Raw genomic sequence first — 17,629 nt, forward strand, 5'->3', positions numbered from 1 at the left:
CCTTGACTGTGTGGCCCGCCGATCCTATGGGCTTGCGCCACTAATTTCAAAGAGTTTGCACATCCGTTGCAAAAGGTTTGCGACCCAGGCGACGAAAGGCCCCGGGGGTCTGACCAGTGAGGCGGCGAAAGCGGTTCGAAAAGTTGGCCCCATCGCTGTAACCGACCCGGCTGGCGAGTTCACTCAAAGGCCAGTTGGTGTAGAGCAGCAGCTGGCGCGCCTTGTTCATCCGAAGCTGGGTCAGCCAGGCCATGGGACCCATGCCGAACGCCTGCTGGCAGAGCCTGTGCAGGTGAGGCACGGAGCAGGCCATCTCGCTCGCCAGCAGGGCCACGCTCCAGGGCTCGTCGAGACGTGCCTCCACCCGCCGAAACAGCGCCTGCAGCCGCAGCTCCGGGGTACCCCGCACCTCCCCCTGCAAGGCTCTGTCCAGCAGGGCCAGCAACAGGCTGAGCAGCTGGGGCTGCAGGGGGGATCTCACCCCCTCCCCCTGCATCAGGCTGAGCAGATGATAGAGCTGATCCCCCTCCTCCCCCAGCCAGATGCGGTGGCCGAGCCGGTGCAGGTGGCGCCAGCGCGGCACGTCGTCCAGCAGGATCCAGCTGGTCTGCCACTGCTCCCCCGCGAGACGCAGCCCCCCCGGCACGGCGGCGGGCAGGAACACCAGGGCCCCGGCCGGTATGGGTTGCTCACCCGCCTCGGTGAGCAGCATGCCCCCCTCCCCGTGGCTCACCATCAGGATGTGAAACTCGGGGCGATTGCGGCGGATCAGGTAGTGATCCCGGATGTGGGAGAGACCGGTCAGGAAGATGCCCGCCTCCCCGAGCAGGGGCAGCCCCTCGCGCCCCAGCATCCGCTCGTCACAGCCCGGTGCGATTTCCAGGCACTCGCTCGCAAAGCTCATGGCACCTCAACAAGATAGTTTTGCACAAGAAAGCCGAGAGTCGCTCACAGTGGGAACCCTCGCAACTCCCCCTATCATACCTCCGATGAATATCATCTTTTACCAACCCGGTTAACAGATATGAATTATTGGCAAGCGATTTTAAAACAAACCACCGACCGCGAGTTCATGACCCGATTGTGGCGGCTGGCCCTGCCGGTCTCGCTGCAATCCATGATGTTCTCCCTGCTCGGCCTCATCGACATCATGATGGTGAGCCAGCTTGGCACCACGGCCGTGGCGGCCGTCGGCTTGGGTAACCGGGTCTTCTTCTTCAACCTGCTGGTGATAGCGGGGCTCTCCGGCGGGGTCTCGGTGTTGGCGGCACAATATTACGGTCGCGGGGATCTGGCGGGGGTGCGTCGCTCCCTGGCGCTGGCGCTGGTGGGTGCCCTGCTGGTGAGCCTGCCCTTTGCGCTCGTCTACGTGATCGCGCCGGGCAGCGTGCTGGGCTTCGCCAGCCAGGATCCCGTGCTGCGTCCCCTGGCGGACGAGTTCCTGATGATCACCGGGGCCACCATCCTCTGCACCGCCGTGGTGGTGCCCCTGGAGGCGGCCCTGCGCTCGGTGGGCAACGCGGCGGCGCCGACCCGCATCGGCATCATCGCCATCATCGCCAACGTCATCCTCAACTACGCCCTCATCTTCGGTAATTTCGGCTTCGAGGCCATGGGCGTCGCGGGCTCGGCCTGGGGCACGACCATCTCCCGTCTGCTGCAAACAGCACTCTTGCTGGCCTATGTGCTGCGCAAGGAGCCCAGGCTGGTGCCGCGCCTGACGGACTGGCTCGCCGCCTTCCAGCGCAGGGAGGTGGTGCGCTTCACCCTGATCGCCCTGCCGCTGCTGCTGCACGACGGGCTCTGGGCCTTCGGCATGCTGCTCTACGGCTTCCTCTATGCCCATCTCGGCACGGACTCCCTCGCCATCATGACCACGCTGGGGACGCTGGAAAGCATCCTCATCTCCCTCTTCTTCGGGCTGGCGGTGGCCTGTTCCACCCTGCTCGGTCACCGGCTCGGGGCAGAAGAGTATGACGCCGCCTGGCAGCACTCCCAGCTGTTCCTGCTGCTCGCACCGGTGGGGGCCCTGCTGGTCGGGATGGCGGTCTGGATGGTGCAGACCAACCTGCTGCAGTGGGTGGGCAACCTGCCCGCCGAGCTGATGGGAGAGGCGGGTCAGGTGCTCGGCATCCTCTGCATCGGCATGCTGCTCAAGGTGTTCAACATGGTGGGCATCGTCGGGGTGCTGCGCTCCGGCGGCGATGTGAATTACAGCATCTTCATCGACGTGGTCGGCATGTGGTGCATCGGCCTGCCGCTGGCCTGGGTGGCGGTCAGCCTGCTCGGCTGGCCCCTCGCCTGGGTGGTGGCCGTGGTGCTGCTGGAGGAGCTCTCCAAGGTGCTGCTGGTGCAGCGCCGCATTCGCCAGCGGCGCTGGCTCAAAAACCTGGTGATGGGCTGATGAGCGGGCAAAATGCGGGGTCACATCAATGACAGAAAAACCCTCTTTGCAGTATGCTTGGGCCCTCTTCAATCAGCGACGGGGCACCCCTGCCCTGTCAGTAGTCGTTTAAGGAGACGAGCATGCAACCAGAAAAAGAGCTGATCACCGAGACTGCCCTGCTGGAGATGGCCAACGGCATCATCAAGAACCACGAGGACTTCATCCACGGCATGCGCGCCGATTCGGTGGAGCAGAAGGGGGAGATCCTGGTGTTCAAGGGGGAGTTCTTCCTCGGCGAGGATGGCACCCCGACCGGCAAGACCATGGCGGTGTTCAACATGTTCAAGCTGCTGGCCCAGCTGCTATCGGGCAAATACCGTCTGGTGTAAGCGCCCGCTGCGCTCGTGAAAATGCCACCCCAGGGTGGCATTTTGCATTTCTGGCCCGGCATCCGCGCCGGGGGATACTGTCATTCGTGAAAGGCCCGACCGAGGTTCTCCAGCCGGGCGGCCAGGGGAGGCAGGCATTGGCTGCTGCGGGTCAGGGCCGCTATGTTGCCGGCGTTGCACTCGGCAATCTGCTGGACCCGTCCAAGACACTCCCCTATCTCCGCCGAGACCCTGGACTGCGCCTGGGTGGTGGCCGCTATCTGGCCATTGAAACGGTTGATGTTATCGATGTCGTCGGCCACCACCTGCAGCATCGCCACCGCCGACTGGCTGGCGAGGACGCAACGACTGACCCCCTCCCGACTGCTCTGCATGGCGCCGGCCGCCTGACGGCTCCCCTGCTGGAGCCCCTCGATGATCTGCTGAATCTCGCGGGTGGAGACGGAGGTCTTCTCGGAGAGGTGGCGCACCTCGTCGGCCACCACCGCAAAGCCCCGCCCCTGCTCCCCCGCCCGGGCCGCCTCGATGGCGGCATTGAGCGCCAGCAGGTTGGTCTGCTGGGCGATGTCGTGAATAACCTCCAGCACCTTGCCTATCTGGCTGGTCTGCCGTGCCAGGGAGGCCACCGTCTTGTCGGTCTCATCCATGCAAAGCGCCAGCGCCTCGATGTCCTGCCCGGTCTGCACCACGCTGGCCCGCCCCTTGCCCACCTGATCGCTGGCCTCATCGGCACACCGCAGGGTGTGCTCAACCTGAGCGGCGATCTCCGTCATGGCCGAGAGCATGAGCGCCATGTCGCCGCTCATGCGCGTCACCTCATCCAGCTGATGCCTGGCCCCCTCCTCCAGGGTCGAACCCGTTCGGGCCAGCTCCTGGCTCAGCCCCCCCAGATTGCGGCTGTCGCGCACCACGCCATCCACCAGGTTGGACACCTGGTCGAGGAAGCGGTCGAAGCGCTGCCCGGAGGAGAGCCTGAGCCCCTCCTCACCGGCCTGGGCCCCGGCCCCCTTGTTCAGCTGGTTGGCAGCCATCAGCACCTTGCCGAGCACCTCCTGATTCTCGGTGGCATCCGCCAGGCTGAGCCGCGCCAGGTAGATGAGGATCCCGCTCTCTATCACCACGTAGAAGGCGTGCAGGAAGATCATCCCCCAGCCGCCGTGGGTCGCCATCACATAGACGGGGAAACCGGCGTGTTGCAGCACATGAAACAGCACGTGGTGCACCGCTATCACAGCCGCCGAGACGACGATGGGGAGCCAGTCCCGATAGAAGGTGAGCACCGCCAGCAGCACGAAGATGCCGAAATGGATCTCGATGACCCCCCGCGCCTGATTGATATGCAGCGCCGCCATCACCATCAGCCCGACCCCGATGAGACAGCGCATCAGCCGGGTGCCCCCTATCCCCCGATAGAGCGCCGTCAGGAGCAGGCAGACCGGCGCCCCGATCAGGGCCGTCTGCAGCCAGGTCTGGTGCCAAAAGGCCAATCCGCCAGAACAAAGCAGTGTAAACCAGAGCAAACCCAGCATGATCCTGTCGCTACTGCGATAATGGTCGCTAAAATCGGTGGTGGCCGTCATGGGCTATCTCCTTGAGATGTCGGCAATTTCATCCTGTAACAGGATAGAAGCCACCCGGAGAGCCGATGATGAAACAGTGAATAATCTTGAAGGTGCGGGAGGGGAAGCCTGTGACCGGCCAGGGATGGCATGGCCGGTCGGGATCCGTGGCCAGACGCCACAGGGGCGTCTGGAAGGAGCAGGATCCTCAGAAAGGAGCAGAAGTGGCAGAAGGGACCGAGCCCCTCAGGCCACGCTGGCGTTGAAGGGCTTGTTCAGCAAGGCGCTTTCGCTGATCACGCAGTTGCGCCCCGCCATCTTGGCCAGATAGAGGCACTCGTCCGCCCGGTTGAGCAGGGCTTCTATGCCCTCTCCGCGCCGGGCCAGGGTCAGGCCTATGCTCACCGTCACCTCCAGCAGCTCGTCGGAGGTGGGGCTCTTCACCAGGCGCGCCTCCACCGCCACCCGCAGCCGCTCGGCCACCCGCTTCGCCTGCACCAGATCGCCGCAGCCGCTCAGCAGGATGGAGAACTCCTCGCCGCCGTAGCGGCCGAGCACCATGTCGGGCTCCAGCTGCTCACTCAGGGTCGCCGCCACCTCCTTGAGCACCGCATCCCCCGCCAGGTGGCCGTAGGTGTCGTTGATCCGCTTGAAGCGATCCAGGTCCAGCAGCAAGACGGCGAAGGGCTTCTCCTTGCTGAGCAAGGCCGCCCTGGCCTGCTCGATCTGCTTCATCAGCAGCCGCCGGTTCATCATGCCGGTCAGCTCATCCGTGGTGGACTCCCGATAGAGCTGCAGCAACATGTTGAGCTGGCCGCACTGCACCCAGGCGCTCGCCAGGGTAAAGAGCGCCAGCAACCAGATCTGGTTGAGGGTCTGCAGGCCCAACAGGGGTTGATCCACCAGCCACCAGTTGCCCGCCAGCATGGTGACCAGGATGCACCCCGCCAGTTGCAGGCTGAGGGAGAGGGGTATGGGGAAGATGGCGAACAGGCTGATGAGCAGATAGGGGAAAGCCATGTAGCCCGCCTGCAACTCCTGCTCGGACCCGAAGGTGCGCAGGCAGATGAGGGAGAACAGCATCATCACCGCCATCAGGTAACCCAGTGCCAGCTTCATCCTGGTGCGCTTGAAGTGGATGAGATAGGAGAAGGGGATGAGCGGTGAGAGCGCCAGCAGACAGAAGACGCGCGCCTGGAGCAGGGCCTCGAACTGGGCCGGGGCCAGGGTCAGCCAATCCACCAGGGACCAGGTGGGGAGCCCGACCATCAGCAGGCAGGTCAGCAGCCGCAAACGGACCGTCATGAAGCCCATCCGGGTCAGGGTAAAATCTTCAGAATGCGCCTTTGCGCTCCAAAACTCCGACAACTTCAGCATCCAGAGTCTCCACATGACAACTGAGCGCTCATTCTACACCGTCCTCACACGGATACATCACGGGGACCTGATTTATCCGTCGGGGAGCATCATGCAAACCGGCAGATCATAATCACCGCACGCAAACGTTTCAACCCATCGAAAAATAAACCTTTTCCCGCTCAATTAACGCTGGAAAGCCTCAGTTCAATCACTACAATAGCGCCCAATTTTTCTCCCTCTCCCCCACAAAATTTGAGGTATCTATGGAACAGGCAGCCGTTTCGCGCGCCCCCGTCGCCGAACCCCATCCCCCCAGGCGCCCCCACAGCGAGCTGGTCTACGGCATAGAGGAGGTCCCGCCCCTGCCCCAGACCCTGTTCGCCGCCCTGCAGCATATGCTCGCCATGTTTGTCGCCATCATCACCCCGCCCCTCATCATCGCCAACGCCCTCGGTCTCCCCGCCGTCGACACCCGCTACATCGTCTCCATGTCCCTGGTCATGTCCGGCATCGCCTCCTTCATCCAGACCCGTCGCTTCGGCCCCCTCGGCTCCGGTCTGCTGTCGGTGCAGGGCACCAGCTTCAACTTCCTCGGCCCCATCATCGCCTCCGGCCTCGCCCTCAAGCAGGCGGCCATGCCCACCGAGGATCTGCTGGGCACCCTGTTCGGCACCATGCTGGCGGCGGCCCTCACAATCGTGGTGATGAGCCGCTTCCTGCATCTGGTGAAGCGCATCATCACCCCGCTGGTGACCGGCATCGTAGTGCTGCTCATCGGCCTGACCCTGATCAAGGTCGGCCTCATCAGCATGGGGGGCGGCTACGGAGCCCTCGCCGATGGCAGCTTCGCGAGCCACACCAACCTCTTCCTCTCCCTGTTGGTGCTCGGCCTCATCGTGCTGCTGCAGCGCAGTCGCAACCCCTGGCTGCGCCTCTCCGCCATCATGATCGCCATGCTGGTGGGCTACGCCGTGGCGCTGATGCTGGGCAAGGTGAATGCCCCCACCTTCGAGGGCCCCCTGGTGATGGTGCCCATCCCGCTGCACTATGGCCTCGGCTTTGACTGGCACCTGTTCGTGCCGCTGGCCATCATCTTCGTGGTGACGGCGCTCGAAGCCATCGGCGACATGACGGCGACCTCGGACATCTCCGGCGAGCCGCTGGAAGGGCCCGTCTACATGGCGCGGATCAAGGGGGGCGTGCTGGCCGACGGGGCCAACTCCATGCTGGCGGCGGTCTTCTCCACCTTCCCCATGTCCACCTTCGCCCAGAACAACGGCGTCATCCAGCTGACCGGAGTGGCCAGCCGCCACGTCGGCCTCTTCATCGCCGCCATGCTGGCCCTGCTCGGCCTGTTCCCGGCGGTGGCGAGCCTGGTGCAGCAGATCCCCGAGCCCGTGCTCGGTGGCGCGACCATCGTCATGTTCGGCACCATCGCCGCCGCCGGGGTGCGCATCATCTCTCGGGAGGAGCTGGATCGCCGCGCCCTGATGATCTTGGCGGTTTCCCTCGCCATGGGCCTCGGTGTAGCCCAGGTGCCCGGGGTGCTGCAGCACCTGCCGGAGCTCGCCAAGAGCGTGCTCTCCTACGGCGTCGCCACCGGCGGCCTCACCGCCATCATCTTGAACCTGCTGCTGCCCAAGCGCGGCCAGGCCCACACCTGATCGGTTCCAACGAAGCCCCGCCATGCGGGGCTTTACCTCCCCGACCGCCACGGGTACTGTGCTGGGCAGCCTCTGCCTCAGGATCCCTTCATGCCCTATACCCTGCTGCCTTCCCCGCCCGCCAGCCAGCCCCCTGACCAGATATTGGCCAGGGAGCAGCAGTGGCTGCGGGAGTGCGCCCATGACGGCCAACCCCGCGCCCACCTCTGGCAAGGGCCCCAGTGCCTCATCGTCACCCGCAAGGACGTGCGCCTGCCCCGCTATCAGGCGGCCTGCGCGCACCTCGCCGCCGAGGGTTGGCCCGTGTATGTGCGTGACAGCGGCGGCACCGCCGTGCCCCACGGCGCCGGTATCCTCAATCTGTCGCTTATCCTGCCTCGCACCACAACGGATCTCGCTCATTACTACCGGCTGCTGGGGGCGCCGCTGCTGACCCTGCTCGGGGAGTACGGCCTAGCCGGGAGCTACGACTTTGTGCCCGGCTCCTTCTGCGACGGTCAGTTCAATCTGGTGATCGGGGGCCGCAAGGTCACCGGCACCGCCCAGCGCTGGCTGGCGCCGGGTCAGGATCATCAAGGGGCCGTGCTGGCCCAGGCCATGCTGTTGGTGGTGGGCGATGTGGATGAGGGCACCCGGATGGCGAGCCGCTTCTACGAGCTGGCGGGGGGTGAACTGCGCTTCCTGCCCGGCACCTCCACCACGCTCGCGCACGCTATCTGCTGGCAGGGTAGCGGGACCGAGCTGGTAAACAAGGTGCGAGCGCGATTGGAGAACCTGCTGACTGAAGGGCAACTCCCCCCCCTGACTCTTTCCGCATAGAGCGGGAAGGTCCCTCCTTGCAAATACAGCGTCCATAAAAAAGGCCACGACCTGGGTCGTGGCTTTTTCTTGGCGTCGGGTCAGTCAGACTCAGGCGGTCTGAGGCTCGGGCTCGGATTCCGTATCGCTGTCCCGGTCCCGACTGAAGTAGGCGCGGGTCTCGGCGATCACCACGTGGCGCAGACCGATAAGGCCGATAAGGTTCGGCACCGCCATCAGGCCGTTGACGATGTCCGCCAGCAGCCAAATCATGTCCAGATGGAGGAAGGCGCCGCTCGCCACCAGCACCAGGTAGACGAGGCGGTAGGGCTTGATGGCCTTGACCCCGAACAGGTACTCGGTGCAGCGCTCACCGTAGTAGTTCCAGCCGAGGATGGTAGTGAAGGCGAAGAACAGCAGGCCTATGCTCACCAGGTACTGGCCGACCTGGGCATCCAGTCCCTGGGCGAAGGCCTGGCTGGTCATGGCGGCGCCGCTCAAGTCCCCGCTCCAGACCCCGGTCACCACCAGGGTCAGGCCGGTCATGGTGCAGATGATCAGGGTGTCGATGAAGGTGCCCGTCATGGAGACCAGCCCCTGCTCCACGCAAGAGTCCGTCTTGGCCGCTGCCGCCGCTATGGGGGCCGAGCCCAGACCCGACTCGTTGGAGAAGACCCCCCGCGCCACCCCGGACTGGATCGCCAGCATGATGCCGGCGCCGACGAAGCCGCCGGTGGCTGCATGGCCGGTGAAGGCGCTGTTGATGACCAGCAGTACCGCATCCGGCAGGGCACCGGCGTTGTTCACCAGCACCCCGGCGCAGGCCAGGATATAGAAGATGGCCATAAAGGGCACCACCTTGCTCGACACGCTGGAGATGGACTGAATGCCCCCCAGGGTCACCAGGGCGACGATCAGGGTCAGCACCACGGCGGTTGCCTCACGGGGCACCGAGAAGGAGAGGCTCATGGCATCCGAGATGGCGTTGACCTGGGGGAAGGTGCCGATGCCGAAGAAGGCGACACCTATGCCGAACAGGGCGAACAGCTTGGCGAGCGGCTTGGAGCCCAGCCCCTTCTCCAGGTAGTACATGGGGCCGCCCGCCATCTGGCCGTTGGCATCCTGCTGGCGATACTTCACCGCGAGCAGGCACTCGGCGTACTTGGTGGCCATGCCGAACAGGGCCGCCATCCACATCCAGAACAGGGCACCCGGGCCGCCGAGCTTGATGGCGGTGGCAACCCCGACGATGTTGCCGGTGCCTATGGTGGCGGAGAGCGCGGTGCAGAGGGCACCGAAACTGGAGACGTCCCCCTGCTTGCCATGGCCCTGATCGCGACCAAATACCAGTCGCAGGGCGAGGGGCAGACGCACGACCTGAAGCAGACCCAGTCGCAGGGTGAGGTAGATACCGGTCCCGACCAGCAGGATCAGCAGGGGCGGACCCCAGACAAAGCTATCGATGGCGGCGAGCGCCGATTGAATTGATGACATGCATCCTCCTTAAAAAACAACGATTAAGGAGGAGAAGGATGATCTTCCCATAGGTGTCGCGATCGGCCAGAGGCGATCGGATGCGGGCCAAGCCCAGGTACAACCATCCCATCCCCTCTGTCCTTTTGCCTGAGAGTTTCCGGCGCCAGATTGCGATGCAATCCTGGTGCCTTGCTCCTTCGGCGCCCGATCTAACGGGTCTCTCCAGAGTATCGTCCAGTAGCAGTCCACACCGGTTGCCCGGTACCTGAAAGATTCACTTCTTCGGTGGATGGTCCCCCATCGCTCTCCTGCTACCTTCATCCGAACTAGTTTGGATTAGGAAGCGGGCATGGTAATCCAAAAACTGTGAGCTGTCTCGCACTCCTGCCCCGGCATAGGGGCTTTTTTCCCCTCTCCCCCCTGGCTGGGAAAAATGATGCATGTTTGTTAACTATCAACAGGTTATATCCCGGCACCGGACCCGGCTCCCACTGGCGCTCGACAGGGGGTTTTATATCGATAGCACCTTTCGTCTCGACCAGAAAAACTTGCCAACATATCCAATCAAAATGCTTGCACATAAACTCGATTGCCTGATAATTCCGCGCATAACTAAGCACTTTGCATTCAAGTTATGCATCGTGTCTAGTTGGTCCCTCCGGACCACTCGCCTGAGCCGGCCGTCGCCGGTTCAATCGCATATGGCTTGGGCATTTCACGCCCCCTAAGGACTTTCAAAAGAGAATGAACGAGACCCTGGTCGCACAAGATTACCGCTCGCTGGTTGAACAATTTGGCTCTCCCCTGCTGCTGCTCGACAAGGCAGCCGTCCGCAAACAGTACCGGGCCCTGGCCGCCGCCCTGCCCGACGTGCGTTTGCACTATGCACTCAAGCCCCTGCCCCACGAGGCTGTGGTCTCTGTCTTGAAGGAAGAGGGGGCCTGTTTCGATCTGGCCACCAATGGCGAAGTTGATCTGGTGCGCAGCCAAGGGGTTCGCCCGGGCCGCTGCATCCACACCCATCCCATCAAGCGCGACAGCGACATCCGCTATGCGCTGGAGTTCGGCTGCACCGTGTTCGTCTATGACAACCCGCTGGAGCTGGAGAAGTTCCTGCCCTACAAGGACGAGGTGAAACTGCTGCTGCGGGTCAGCTTCCCGAACCCGGAGACCAAGGTCGATCTCTCCAAGAAATTCGGCTGCACCCCGGAGCAGGCGCTGCCGCTGCTGCAACTGGCCCAGGCCAAGGGCATCAAGGTGATGGGGCTCTCCTTCCACGTCGGCTCCCAGGTGCCCCACGCCCGCCGCCACGTGCAGGCCATCGACGCCTGCCGCGAGATTATGGAGCAGGCCTGGGATCTCGGCCTCAAGCCCTGGGTGCTGGACATCGGCGGTGGTTTCCCGGTGGATTATGAGGGCGGCGAGTTCGATATCGACGGCTTCTGCGCCCCCATCCGCGAGGCGCTCGCCAAGCTGCCCGCCACCGTGCAGAAGATTGCCGAGCCGGGCCGCTTCATCAGCGCGCCGGCCATGACCTCGGTGGCCAGCGTCATGGGCAAGGCCCACCGCGGCGACAAGATCTGGTACTACCTGGATGACGGCCTCTACGGCAGCTACAACGGCCAGCTCTATGACCACGTCACCTACCCGGTGAGCACCCCCTATGCCAGCGGTGCGCTGCACAACGCCGTACTCTCCGGCCCCACCTGCGACAGCGTGGACGTGATCCGGGACGGCATCATGCTGCCGGATCTGGAGATAGGCGAGCTGGTGATCGGCCGGGTCATGGGAGCCTACACCTGGGCCTCCGCCTCCACCTTCAACTTCTTCCCCAAGGCGAGCATCCTCATCCTGGACAGCGCCCAGAAACAGAAACTGGTGGCCGTGGCCTGATCTGACGAACACACCAAAAAAGAGGGGAAAGCCTAGGCTTCCCCCTCTTTTTTTGACCCCAAGGCGTCAGACGAACTGACTACCCAGCAGCCAGGCGGTATAGGCCACGAAGATGGCGAGCAGCAATCCCCCTTCCACTCGGTTGATCCGCCCCTGCCCCTTGCGGCCCAGACACATCACCAGCAGCAGCAGGGTCAGACCCATCATCACGGACCAGTCGCGGGAGAGCACCATGGCATCCACATCCAGCGGCGCTATGCCGGCGGCGATACCGACCACCACCAGGGTGTTGAACAGGTTGGAGCCGAGCACGTTGCCGAGGGCCAGGTCGTGCTCCTTCTTGCGAATGGCGATGAGGGAGGAGGCAAGCTCAGGCAACGAGGTACCCACGGCGACGATCGTCAGGCCAATCACCAGATCGCTGATGCCGAGCGCCTGGGCGATAGTCACCGCCCCCCACACCAGCAGGCGGGAGGCGACGATCAGCAGCACCAGCCCGAGCACCAGCCAGAAGATGGCGCTTTTCAGCGACATGCCCTCGCTACTGATGTCGTCCTCGCTGTCCGCATCCAGGGCATCCCCCTTGCCGCGCATGCCGGCCCAGATGGACCAGCCCATTAGACCTAAGAAGACGGCTCCAAGGATCAGGGCATCCATGCCGCCCAGATGACCGTCCATCAGCAGGGCGCCGGAGAGCAAGGTGATGCCGAGCAGTATGGGGATCTCCTTGCGCACCACCTGTGAAGAGACGGCGATGGGGCTGATCAGCGCGGTCAACCCCAGGATCAGGGCGATGTTGGTGATGTTGGAGCCATAGGCGTTGCCGAGCGCCAGGCCCGGGTTGCCCTGGGAGGCCGCCAAGGCGGAGACCACCATCTCGGGGGCCGAGGTGCCAAAGCCGATGATCACCATGCCGATGAGCAAGGGCGGCATGCCGGCGTAACGGGCGGTCGCGGCGGCGCCGTCCACAAATTTATCCGCACTCCAGACCAGCAGCGCCAGTCCGGCAATCAGGGCAACAAAAGCCAGGGTCATATTCTTCTATCTCATCGGCTGCAAATACGAGAGCCAGGCATCGTGCCTGGCTCCATCCAAAAACGGGCCCAGTGTAGCGAGCCGATTCGCTATTTCAAGGGATAATCAAACAACGATTAACATTTCACAGGGCCGCCAGCAGAGTCTCTGCATCGGACACCTCGAACTTGCCGGGCGCCTCCACGAACAGCTGCTGCACCACCCCATCCACGGCTATCAGGGCGAAGCGTTGGGCGCGCAGGCCACCGAAGGCGCCAGTCTCCTTGGCAAGGCCCAGGGCCTGGGTCCAGCTGCCGTCCCCGTCCGCCAGCATGGTGATGGCAGAGGCGTTCTGGGCCGCCTGCCAGGCCTTCATCACAAAGGCATCGTTCACCGACAGGCAATAGATGGCATCGACGCCCTTGGCCTGAAACTCGTCCGCCAGCACCACATAACCGGGCAGGTGGGCGTTGGAACAGGTGGGGGTGAAGGCGCCGGGCACCGCGAACAGCACCACCTTCTTGCCCGCGAACAGGGCCTGGGTGTCCTGCACCTGCTTGCCGTCCTGAGTGATGAAGGTGAATTCCCCTGCGGGCAGGGATTGGCCGACTGCGATCATGATCTCTCGTCCTTAAGTGGAGGGAAGGAGCCCCAGTCTACTCCAACCCGCAAGAGGGGGACATTGATCTGGCCTATTGGCGATGACCTATCGGGAGCCATGGAAAGTGCGTCGGACACCCCGCACCGAACGGTTTGTCCTGCCGGTGAGGCTGCCCAATTGAAATAGCCCGCAGAGGGCGGGGGATGGGTCACTCGCGCCGCGAGTCTCAGCCTTGCCGGCGAGCCTGCCAGGTTGAAATGGCCAATAGAGAGTCCGGCGTAAATTCGGCGGCCCGTGCAGCTATCTCCGCCAGGCTCATCCAGTAGACGGCGCTCACCTCCTCCGCCTGCAACTGCAAGGGGCCCTGATAGCGGCAGCTGAACAGGCCACCCCAGACCCTGTACCCCTCCCCTTCGGCGTAGAAGGTACCGAAATCTTGCAGGAGCACATCGTGAATGCCCAGCTCCTCCGCCAGCTCGCGCCGGGCACTAGGCTCCATCACCTCACCCTGGGTCACCACGCCGCCGGCGCAGGCATCCAGCATGCCGGGGCAAAAGTCTTTACCAAGGGTCCGGCGCTGCACCAGGATACGACCCTCATCATCCAGCACCAGGATATAGCTGGCGCGGTGGCGCAGGTTCTCCCGCCGTACCCGTGCCCGCTCGGCGACGCCGATCACGCGGTCTTGCTCATCTACTACGTCCACCCACTCCACGCGAGGCACCTTGTTGCAATCATCCAGTGAGCCGCAGTATATCGGGGCCAGACCCTGCTGCGGCAGACTTTTTTCACGTCGTCGATAGCCATCCCACCCGAGGGTTATGCCGCCAAATAAGGATTCATACAAACCTTCACCAAATGTCACATTAGTGTCACGGGATGGGGGCATAGTGTGCCCTGTCCAAGCAACGGGGTGTTTTGCCATGAAGGTGTTCAAGCAGTTGTCTCCTCGCCAGATTGCCCGCCATATCAAGAGCTTCCATCACGGTAGCTTCATGGTAGAGGCACTGGGGCGATTCGAGTTTAGCGGTGGAGTCATCGATTTGAAGACGTTGAGCTGCCATCAGGCCTTGCGGCTGGCCAGGCAGATCAACCTGGCGGTGCGGGATCTTCGCACCACGGCCCTGTTGCCTGGCTGACGTACTCCTTTCCGTCTGTAGTCTGCTTCCATGTACATTTTTGGCCCGTCGCTCACCGAGCGTACGGGCCGTTTTCATGGCGGGGCTCAATGCTGCAGGATCTGGGAGAGGAACAGCTTAGTGCGATCCGACTGGGGATGGTCGAAGAACTGATCCGGCACGTTCTCCTCGATGATCTGGCCCCTGTCCATGAAGATCACCCGATCCGCCACCTGCTTGGCGAAGCCCATCTCGTGGGTGACGCAGAGCATGGTCATCCCCTCGTGGGCCAGCTCCACCATCACATCCAGCACCTCGCGCACCATCTCGGGATCCAGTGCCGAGGTCGGCTCGTCGAACAGCATCACCTGGGGGTTCATGCAGAGGCTGCGGGCGATGGCCACCCGCTGCTGCTGGCCGCCGGAGAGCTGGCCCGGATACTTGAGGGCCTGCTCCGGGATCCGGACCCGACGCAGGAACGTCATGGCGATCTCCTCGGCCTGCTTGCGCGGCATCTGTTTGACCCAGATGGGGGCCAGGCAGCAGTTCTCCAGCACCGTCAGGTGGGGGAAGAGGTTGAAATGCTGGAACACCATGCCCACCTCCCGGCGCACCGTCTCGATGTTCTTGAGATCCGAGGTGAGCGCAGTGCCTTTCACCAGGATGTCACCGCTCTGGTGCTCCTCCAGCCGGTTGATGCATCGGATCATGGTGGACTTGCCGGAACCCGATGGCCCGCAGATGACGATCTTCTCCCCCTTGCCCACCTGCAGGTTTATGTTTCGAAGCACATGAAACTCGCCATACCATTTGTTGACGTCCTTGAGCGCGACCACGGTCTCTGTTGTCATTTTGAAACTACTCCTGATACCTGCACGTCTTGCGCTGTGTGATTGAAGCCATTGAGGGCAATCCCCGCGTCCTTCGTCATGTTAAAACCACTCCTAATGCTTGTGACCCGTATTGAGTTTGTGCTCCAGATAGATGGAGTAGCGGGACATGCCAAAACAGAACATCCAGAAGATCATGGCGATGAACACATAGGCCTCGGTAGAGAAGCCGAGCCAGGCCGGATCCGCCAGGGCCACCTTGGAGATGGCGAGCAGGTCGAACAGGCCGATGATCAACACCAGGCTGGTGTCCTTGAACAGCGAGATGAAGGTGTTCACCAGGGAGGGGATGGTGATCTTGAGAGCCTGGGGCATGACGATGAGCCCCATCACCTTCCAGTAGGAGAGCCCCAGGGCCTCCCCCGCCTCGAATTGTCCCTTGGGGATCGCCTGCAGACCGCCACGGACCACCTCGGCCACATAGGCAGACTGGAACAAGATGATGCCGATGAGGGCCCGCAGCAGCTTGTCGAGCTCCACCTCGCTGGTCATGAAGAGCGGCAACATGACGGACGCCATGAACAACACTGTGATGAGCGGCACCGCTCGCCAGAACTCGATGTAGACGGTGGAGAGGCTGGAGATGACCGGCATGTGGGATCGCCGTCCCAGGGCCAACAGGATCCCGAGGGGCAGCGCCGCCACTATCCCCACGACCGCCAGCACCAGGGTCAGCATCAACCCGCCCCAGCGATTGGTCTCCACCACCGCGAGGCCGGCGCCACCGTGGATCAGCAGGAAGGCGATGACGGGGAACACCAGCAGGGTAAAGAGCGCGAGCCAGCCCTTGCGGGGGGTACGCGGCCAGATGAGCAGCGCCAGCAGCACCGCCAGACCCACGAAGGCCACATTGATACGCCAATACTGATCCACCGGATAGAAGCCGTAGAGGTATTGCCCGAGCCGGCTCTCAATGAAGATCCAGCAGGCCCCCCCCTGGGCACAGTCGGCGCGGCCGCTGCCCTGCCAGGTGGCGGAGAAGAGTGCCCAGTCCAGCGCCGACCAGAGCAGCGGCAGCAGCAGATAGGCCAATACCAGGGTCAGCAGGCTGCTCCACCAGTTGGGAAACAGATTCTGCCGCAGCCAGGCCAGCGCGCCACGCCGGTTGTCCGGGGGGGGCAGCGCCTCTTGCAATTCGTTCACATGCATACGACCTCCCCATGGCTATCGGGATGAAGAGAAGCGCGCTGACAGGCCTTTGTCCCTCGTTGTTTCATCGACATAAGACCCCCTAGCGCTCGACCAGCGCCATCTTGCGGTTGTAGATATTCATCAGGACCGAGGTGCTGAGGCTGATGAGGAGATAGACCCCCATGGTCATGGCGATCACCTCGATCGCCTGCCCGGTCTGGTTGAGGGTGGTCCCCATGAACACCGAGACCAGATCCGGGTAACCGATGGCGGTGGCCAGGGACGAGTTCTTGGTGAGGTTGAGATACTGGCTGGTGAGGGGCGGTATGATGACCCGCATCGCCTGGGGGATAATCACCAGTCTGAGCGTCTTGGTGGGGGACAACCCCAGTGCGGAGGCCGCCTCCGTCTGGCCCTTGCTGATGGCCAGGATACCGGAGCGCACTATCTCGGCGATGAAGGCCGCCGTGTAGATGGTGAGCGCCACCAGCAGCGCCGCGAGTTCCGGCAAGACCGTCAGCCCGCCCCGGAAGTTGAAGCCTTGCAGGGTCGGGATGCTCCAGCCTAGGGGGCTCCCCACCAGCAGGAAGGTGACGAAGGGCAGCAATATGATAAGTCCTATGGTGCTGCTCCAGATCGGGAAGGCTTTGCCGGTCAGCTCCTGGCGACGAGCGGCCCAGCGGCGCAGGCCCCAGCTGATGATCAACGCCAGCAACAGGGCCCAAAGCACATAACCGAAGCCCTCTTCAAACAGCGGCTTGGGCAGATAGAGCCCCCGCACATTGAGAAAGGCGAGCTCTCCCAGCTCCACGCTCTGGCGCGGGGATGGCAGGGTGCGCAACACCGAGAAGTACCAGAAGAAGATCTGCAGCAACAGCGGTATGTTGCGGAAGGTCTCGATATAGACGGTGGCTATCTTGGCCACCAGCCAGTTGCTGGAGAGCCGGGCCACCCCGAGCACGAAGCCGAGCACGGTCGCGAACAGGATGCCGAGCACGGAGACCAGCAGGGTATTGAGCAGGCCCACGACGAAGGTTCGGCCAAAGGTGTAGGTTTCGTCGTAAGGGATCAGGCTCTGCAGGATGCCGAATCCGGCGGAATTGCCCAGAAAATCGAAGCCGGTGGTGATGCCACGGGTGGCCAGATTGGTCAGGGCGTTGTTGATGATGTAGAACAGAAACGCGAGAACGGCGGCGATGGCCAGACACTGGAACACCAGCGCCCGCACCTTGGCGTCGTACCACCAGCGGCCCTGTTCCTTCCTATGGTTTGATGCATGTGACGCCATAAGGATGACTCCGACAAAGCCAAGGCATGGAGAAAACGGGGGGCCAGGCCCCCCTATGGTTCA

Annotated in this window: 16 protein-coding genes and 1 riboswitch; of the genes, 6 read left to right on the forward strand and 10 right to left on the reverse strand. The window is 63.2% G+C overall.

Going from position 1 to position 17,629, the window contains the following annotated elements; translation table 11 throughout:
• Positions 1 to 46: 46 nt before the first annotated feature.
• Positions 47 to 904, reverse strand: a complete 858-nt coding sequence (locus ACRCYW_RS11015; protein ID WP_438550138.1) for a helix-turn-helix transcriptional regulator — start codon at positions 902 to 904, stop codon at positions 47 to 49.
• A 120-nt stretch (positions 905 to 1,024) separates the two neighbouring features.
• Between ACRCYW_RS11015 and ACRCYW_RS11020 the strand changes: the two genes are divergently transcribed.
• Complete coding sequence (locus tag ACRCYW_RS11020) at positions 1,025 to 2,404, forward strand: MATE family efflux transporter (protein WP_438550139.1); 1,380 nt, start codon at positions 1,025 to 1,027, stop codon at positions 2,402 to 2,404.
• Between the two features lie 122 nt (positions 2,405 to 2,526).
• Complete coding sequence (locus ACRCYW_RS11025; protein WP_438550140.1) at positions 2,527 to 2,775, forward strand: DUF2498 family protein; 249 nt, start codon at positions 2,527 to 2,529, stop codon at positions 2,773 to 2,775.
• An 80-nt stretch (positions 2,776 to 2,855) separates the two neighbouring features.
• On the opposite strand, the gene ACRCYW_RS11030 is transcribed toward ACRCYW_RS11025, so the two are convergent.
• On the reverse strand, positions 2,856 to 4,355 hold the full coding sequence (locus tag ACRCYW_RS11030) for a methyl-accepting chemotaxis protein (RefSeq protein WP_438550141.1): 1,500 nt from the start codon (positions 4,353 to 4,355) through the stop codon (positions 2,856 to 2,858).
• A 225-nt stretch (positions 4,356 to 4,580) separates the two neighbouring features.
• Positions 4,581 to 5,711 (reverse strand): GGDEF domain-containing protein, encoded by a 1,131-nt coding sequence (locus tag ACRCYW_RS11035; RefSeq protein WP_438550142.1) that lies wholly within the window; start codon positions 5,709 to 5,711, stop codon positions 4,581 to 4,583.
• A 245-nt stretch (positions 5,712 to 5,956) separates the two neighbouring features.
• Between ACRCYW_RS11035 and ACRCYW_RS11040 the strand changes: the two genes are divergently transcribed.
• Positions 5,957 to 7,357, forward strand: a complete 1,401-nt coding sequence (locus ACRCYW_RS11040) for a nucleobase:cation symporter-2 family protein (RefSeq protein ID WP_438550143.1) — start codon at positions 5,957 to 5,959, stop codon at positions 7,355 to 7,357.
• A 90-nt stretch (positions 7,358 to 7,447) separates the two neighbouring features.
• Complete coding sequence (locus ACRCYW_RS11045; protein ID WP_438550144.1) at positions 7,448 to 8,176, forward strand: lipoyl protein ligase domain-containing protein; 729 nt, start codon at positions 7,448 to 7,450, stop codon at positions 8,174 to 8,176.
• Positions 8,177 to 8,266: 90 nt separating this feature from the next.
• Here ACRCYW_RS11045 and ACRCYW_RS11050 read toward each other — a convergent pair whose 3' ends face one another.
• Positions 8,267 to 9,649: an alanine/glycine:cation symporter family protein gene (locus ACRCYW_RS11050; RefSeq protein WP_438550145.1), complete on the reverse strand. Its 1,383-nt coding sequence runs from the start codon at positions 9,647 to 9,649 to the stop codon at positions 8,267 to 8,269.
• 107 nt (positions 9,650 to 9,756) lie between these two features.
• Positions 9,757 to 9,867, reverse strand: a riboswitch (glycine riboswitch).
• A 508-nt stretch (positions 9,868 to 10,375) separates the two neighbouring features.
• Here ACRCYW_RS11050 and ACRCYW_RS11055 point away from each other — a divergent pair.
• Complete coding sequence (locus ACRCYW_RS11055; RefSeq protein WP_438550146.1) at positions 10,376 to 11,524, forward strand: type III PLP-dependent enzyme; 1,149 nt, start codon at positions 10,376 to 10,378, stop codon at positions 11,522 to 11,524.
• Positions 11,525 to 11,590: 66 nt separating this feature from the next.
• Here ACRCYW_RS11055 and ACRCYW_RS11060 read toward each other — a convergent pair whose 3' ends face one another.
• From ACRCYW_RS11060 to yfcD, 3 genes are all read right to left on the reverse strand, one after another.
• Entirely contained in the window at positions 11,591 to 12,559 is a 969-nt protein-coding gene (locus ACRCYW_RS11060; RefSeq protein ID WP_438550147.1) for a calcium/sodium antiporter, read from the reverse strand.
• A gap of 124 nt (positions 12,560 to 12,683) precedes the next feature.
• Entirely contained in the window at positions 12,684 to 13,157 is a 474-nt protein-coding gene (locus tag ACRCYW_RS11065) for a peroxiredoxin (protein ID WP_438550148.1), read from the reverse strand.
• Positions 13,158 to 13,365: 208 nt separating this feature from the next.
• Entirely contained in the window at positions 13,366 to 13,854 is a 489-nt protein-coding gene (gene yfcD / locus ACRCYW_RS11070) for an NUDIX hydrolase YfcD (protein ID WP_438550149.1), read from the reverse strand.
• A gap of 208 nt (positions 13,855 to 14,062) precedes the next feature.
• Here yfcD and ACRCYW_RS11075 point away from each other — a divergent pair, with 208 nt between their 5' ends.
• Positions 14,063 to 14,278, forward strand: coding sequence for a DUF1107 family protein (locus tag ACRCYW_RS11075; RefSeq protein ID WP_438550150.1), 216 nt, complete (start codon positions 14,063 to 14,065; stop codon positions 14,276 to 14,278).
• A gap of 86 nt (positions 14,279 to 14,364) precedes the next feature.
• Here the strand turns inward: ACRCYW_RS11075 and ACRCYW_RS11080 are convergent, their stop codons facing one another.
• The 3 genes from ACRCYW_RS11080 to ACRCYW_RS11090 form a co-directional block, all read right to left on the reverse strand.
• The gene (locus ACRCYW_RS11080; RefSeq protein WP_438550151.1) at positions 14,365 to 15,108 is read right to left on the reverse strand and encodes an amino acid ABC transporter ATP-binding protein; all 744 of its coding nucleotides are present in this window, start codon (positions 15,106 to 15,108) and stop codon (positions 14,365 to 14,367) included.
• A 93-nt stretch (positions 15,109 to 15,201) separates the two neighbouring features.
• Complete coding sequence (locus tag ACRCYW_RS11085) at positions 15,202 to 16,296, reverse strand: amino acid ABC transporter permease (RefSeq protein ID WP_438550152.1); 1,095 nt, start codon at positions 16,294 to 16,296, stop codon at positions 15,202 to 15,204.
• An 82-nt stretch (positions 16,297 to 16,378) separates the two neighbouring features.
• Positions 16,379 to 17,566: an amino acid ABC transporter permease gene (locus ACRCYW_RS11090; protein ID WP_438550153.1), complete on the reverse strand. Its 1,188-nt coding sequence runs from the start codon at positions 17,564 to 17,566 to the stop codon at positions 16,379 to 16,381.
• Positions 17,567 to 17,629: the final 63 nt, after the last annotated feature.

Origin of the sequence: Aeromonas sp. (assembly GCF_051657805.1) — a bacterium.
In the GTDB taxonomy this organism is placed as follows: Bacteria; Pseudomonadota; Gammaproteobacteria; order Enterobacterales; family Aeromonadaceae; genus Aeromonas.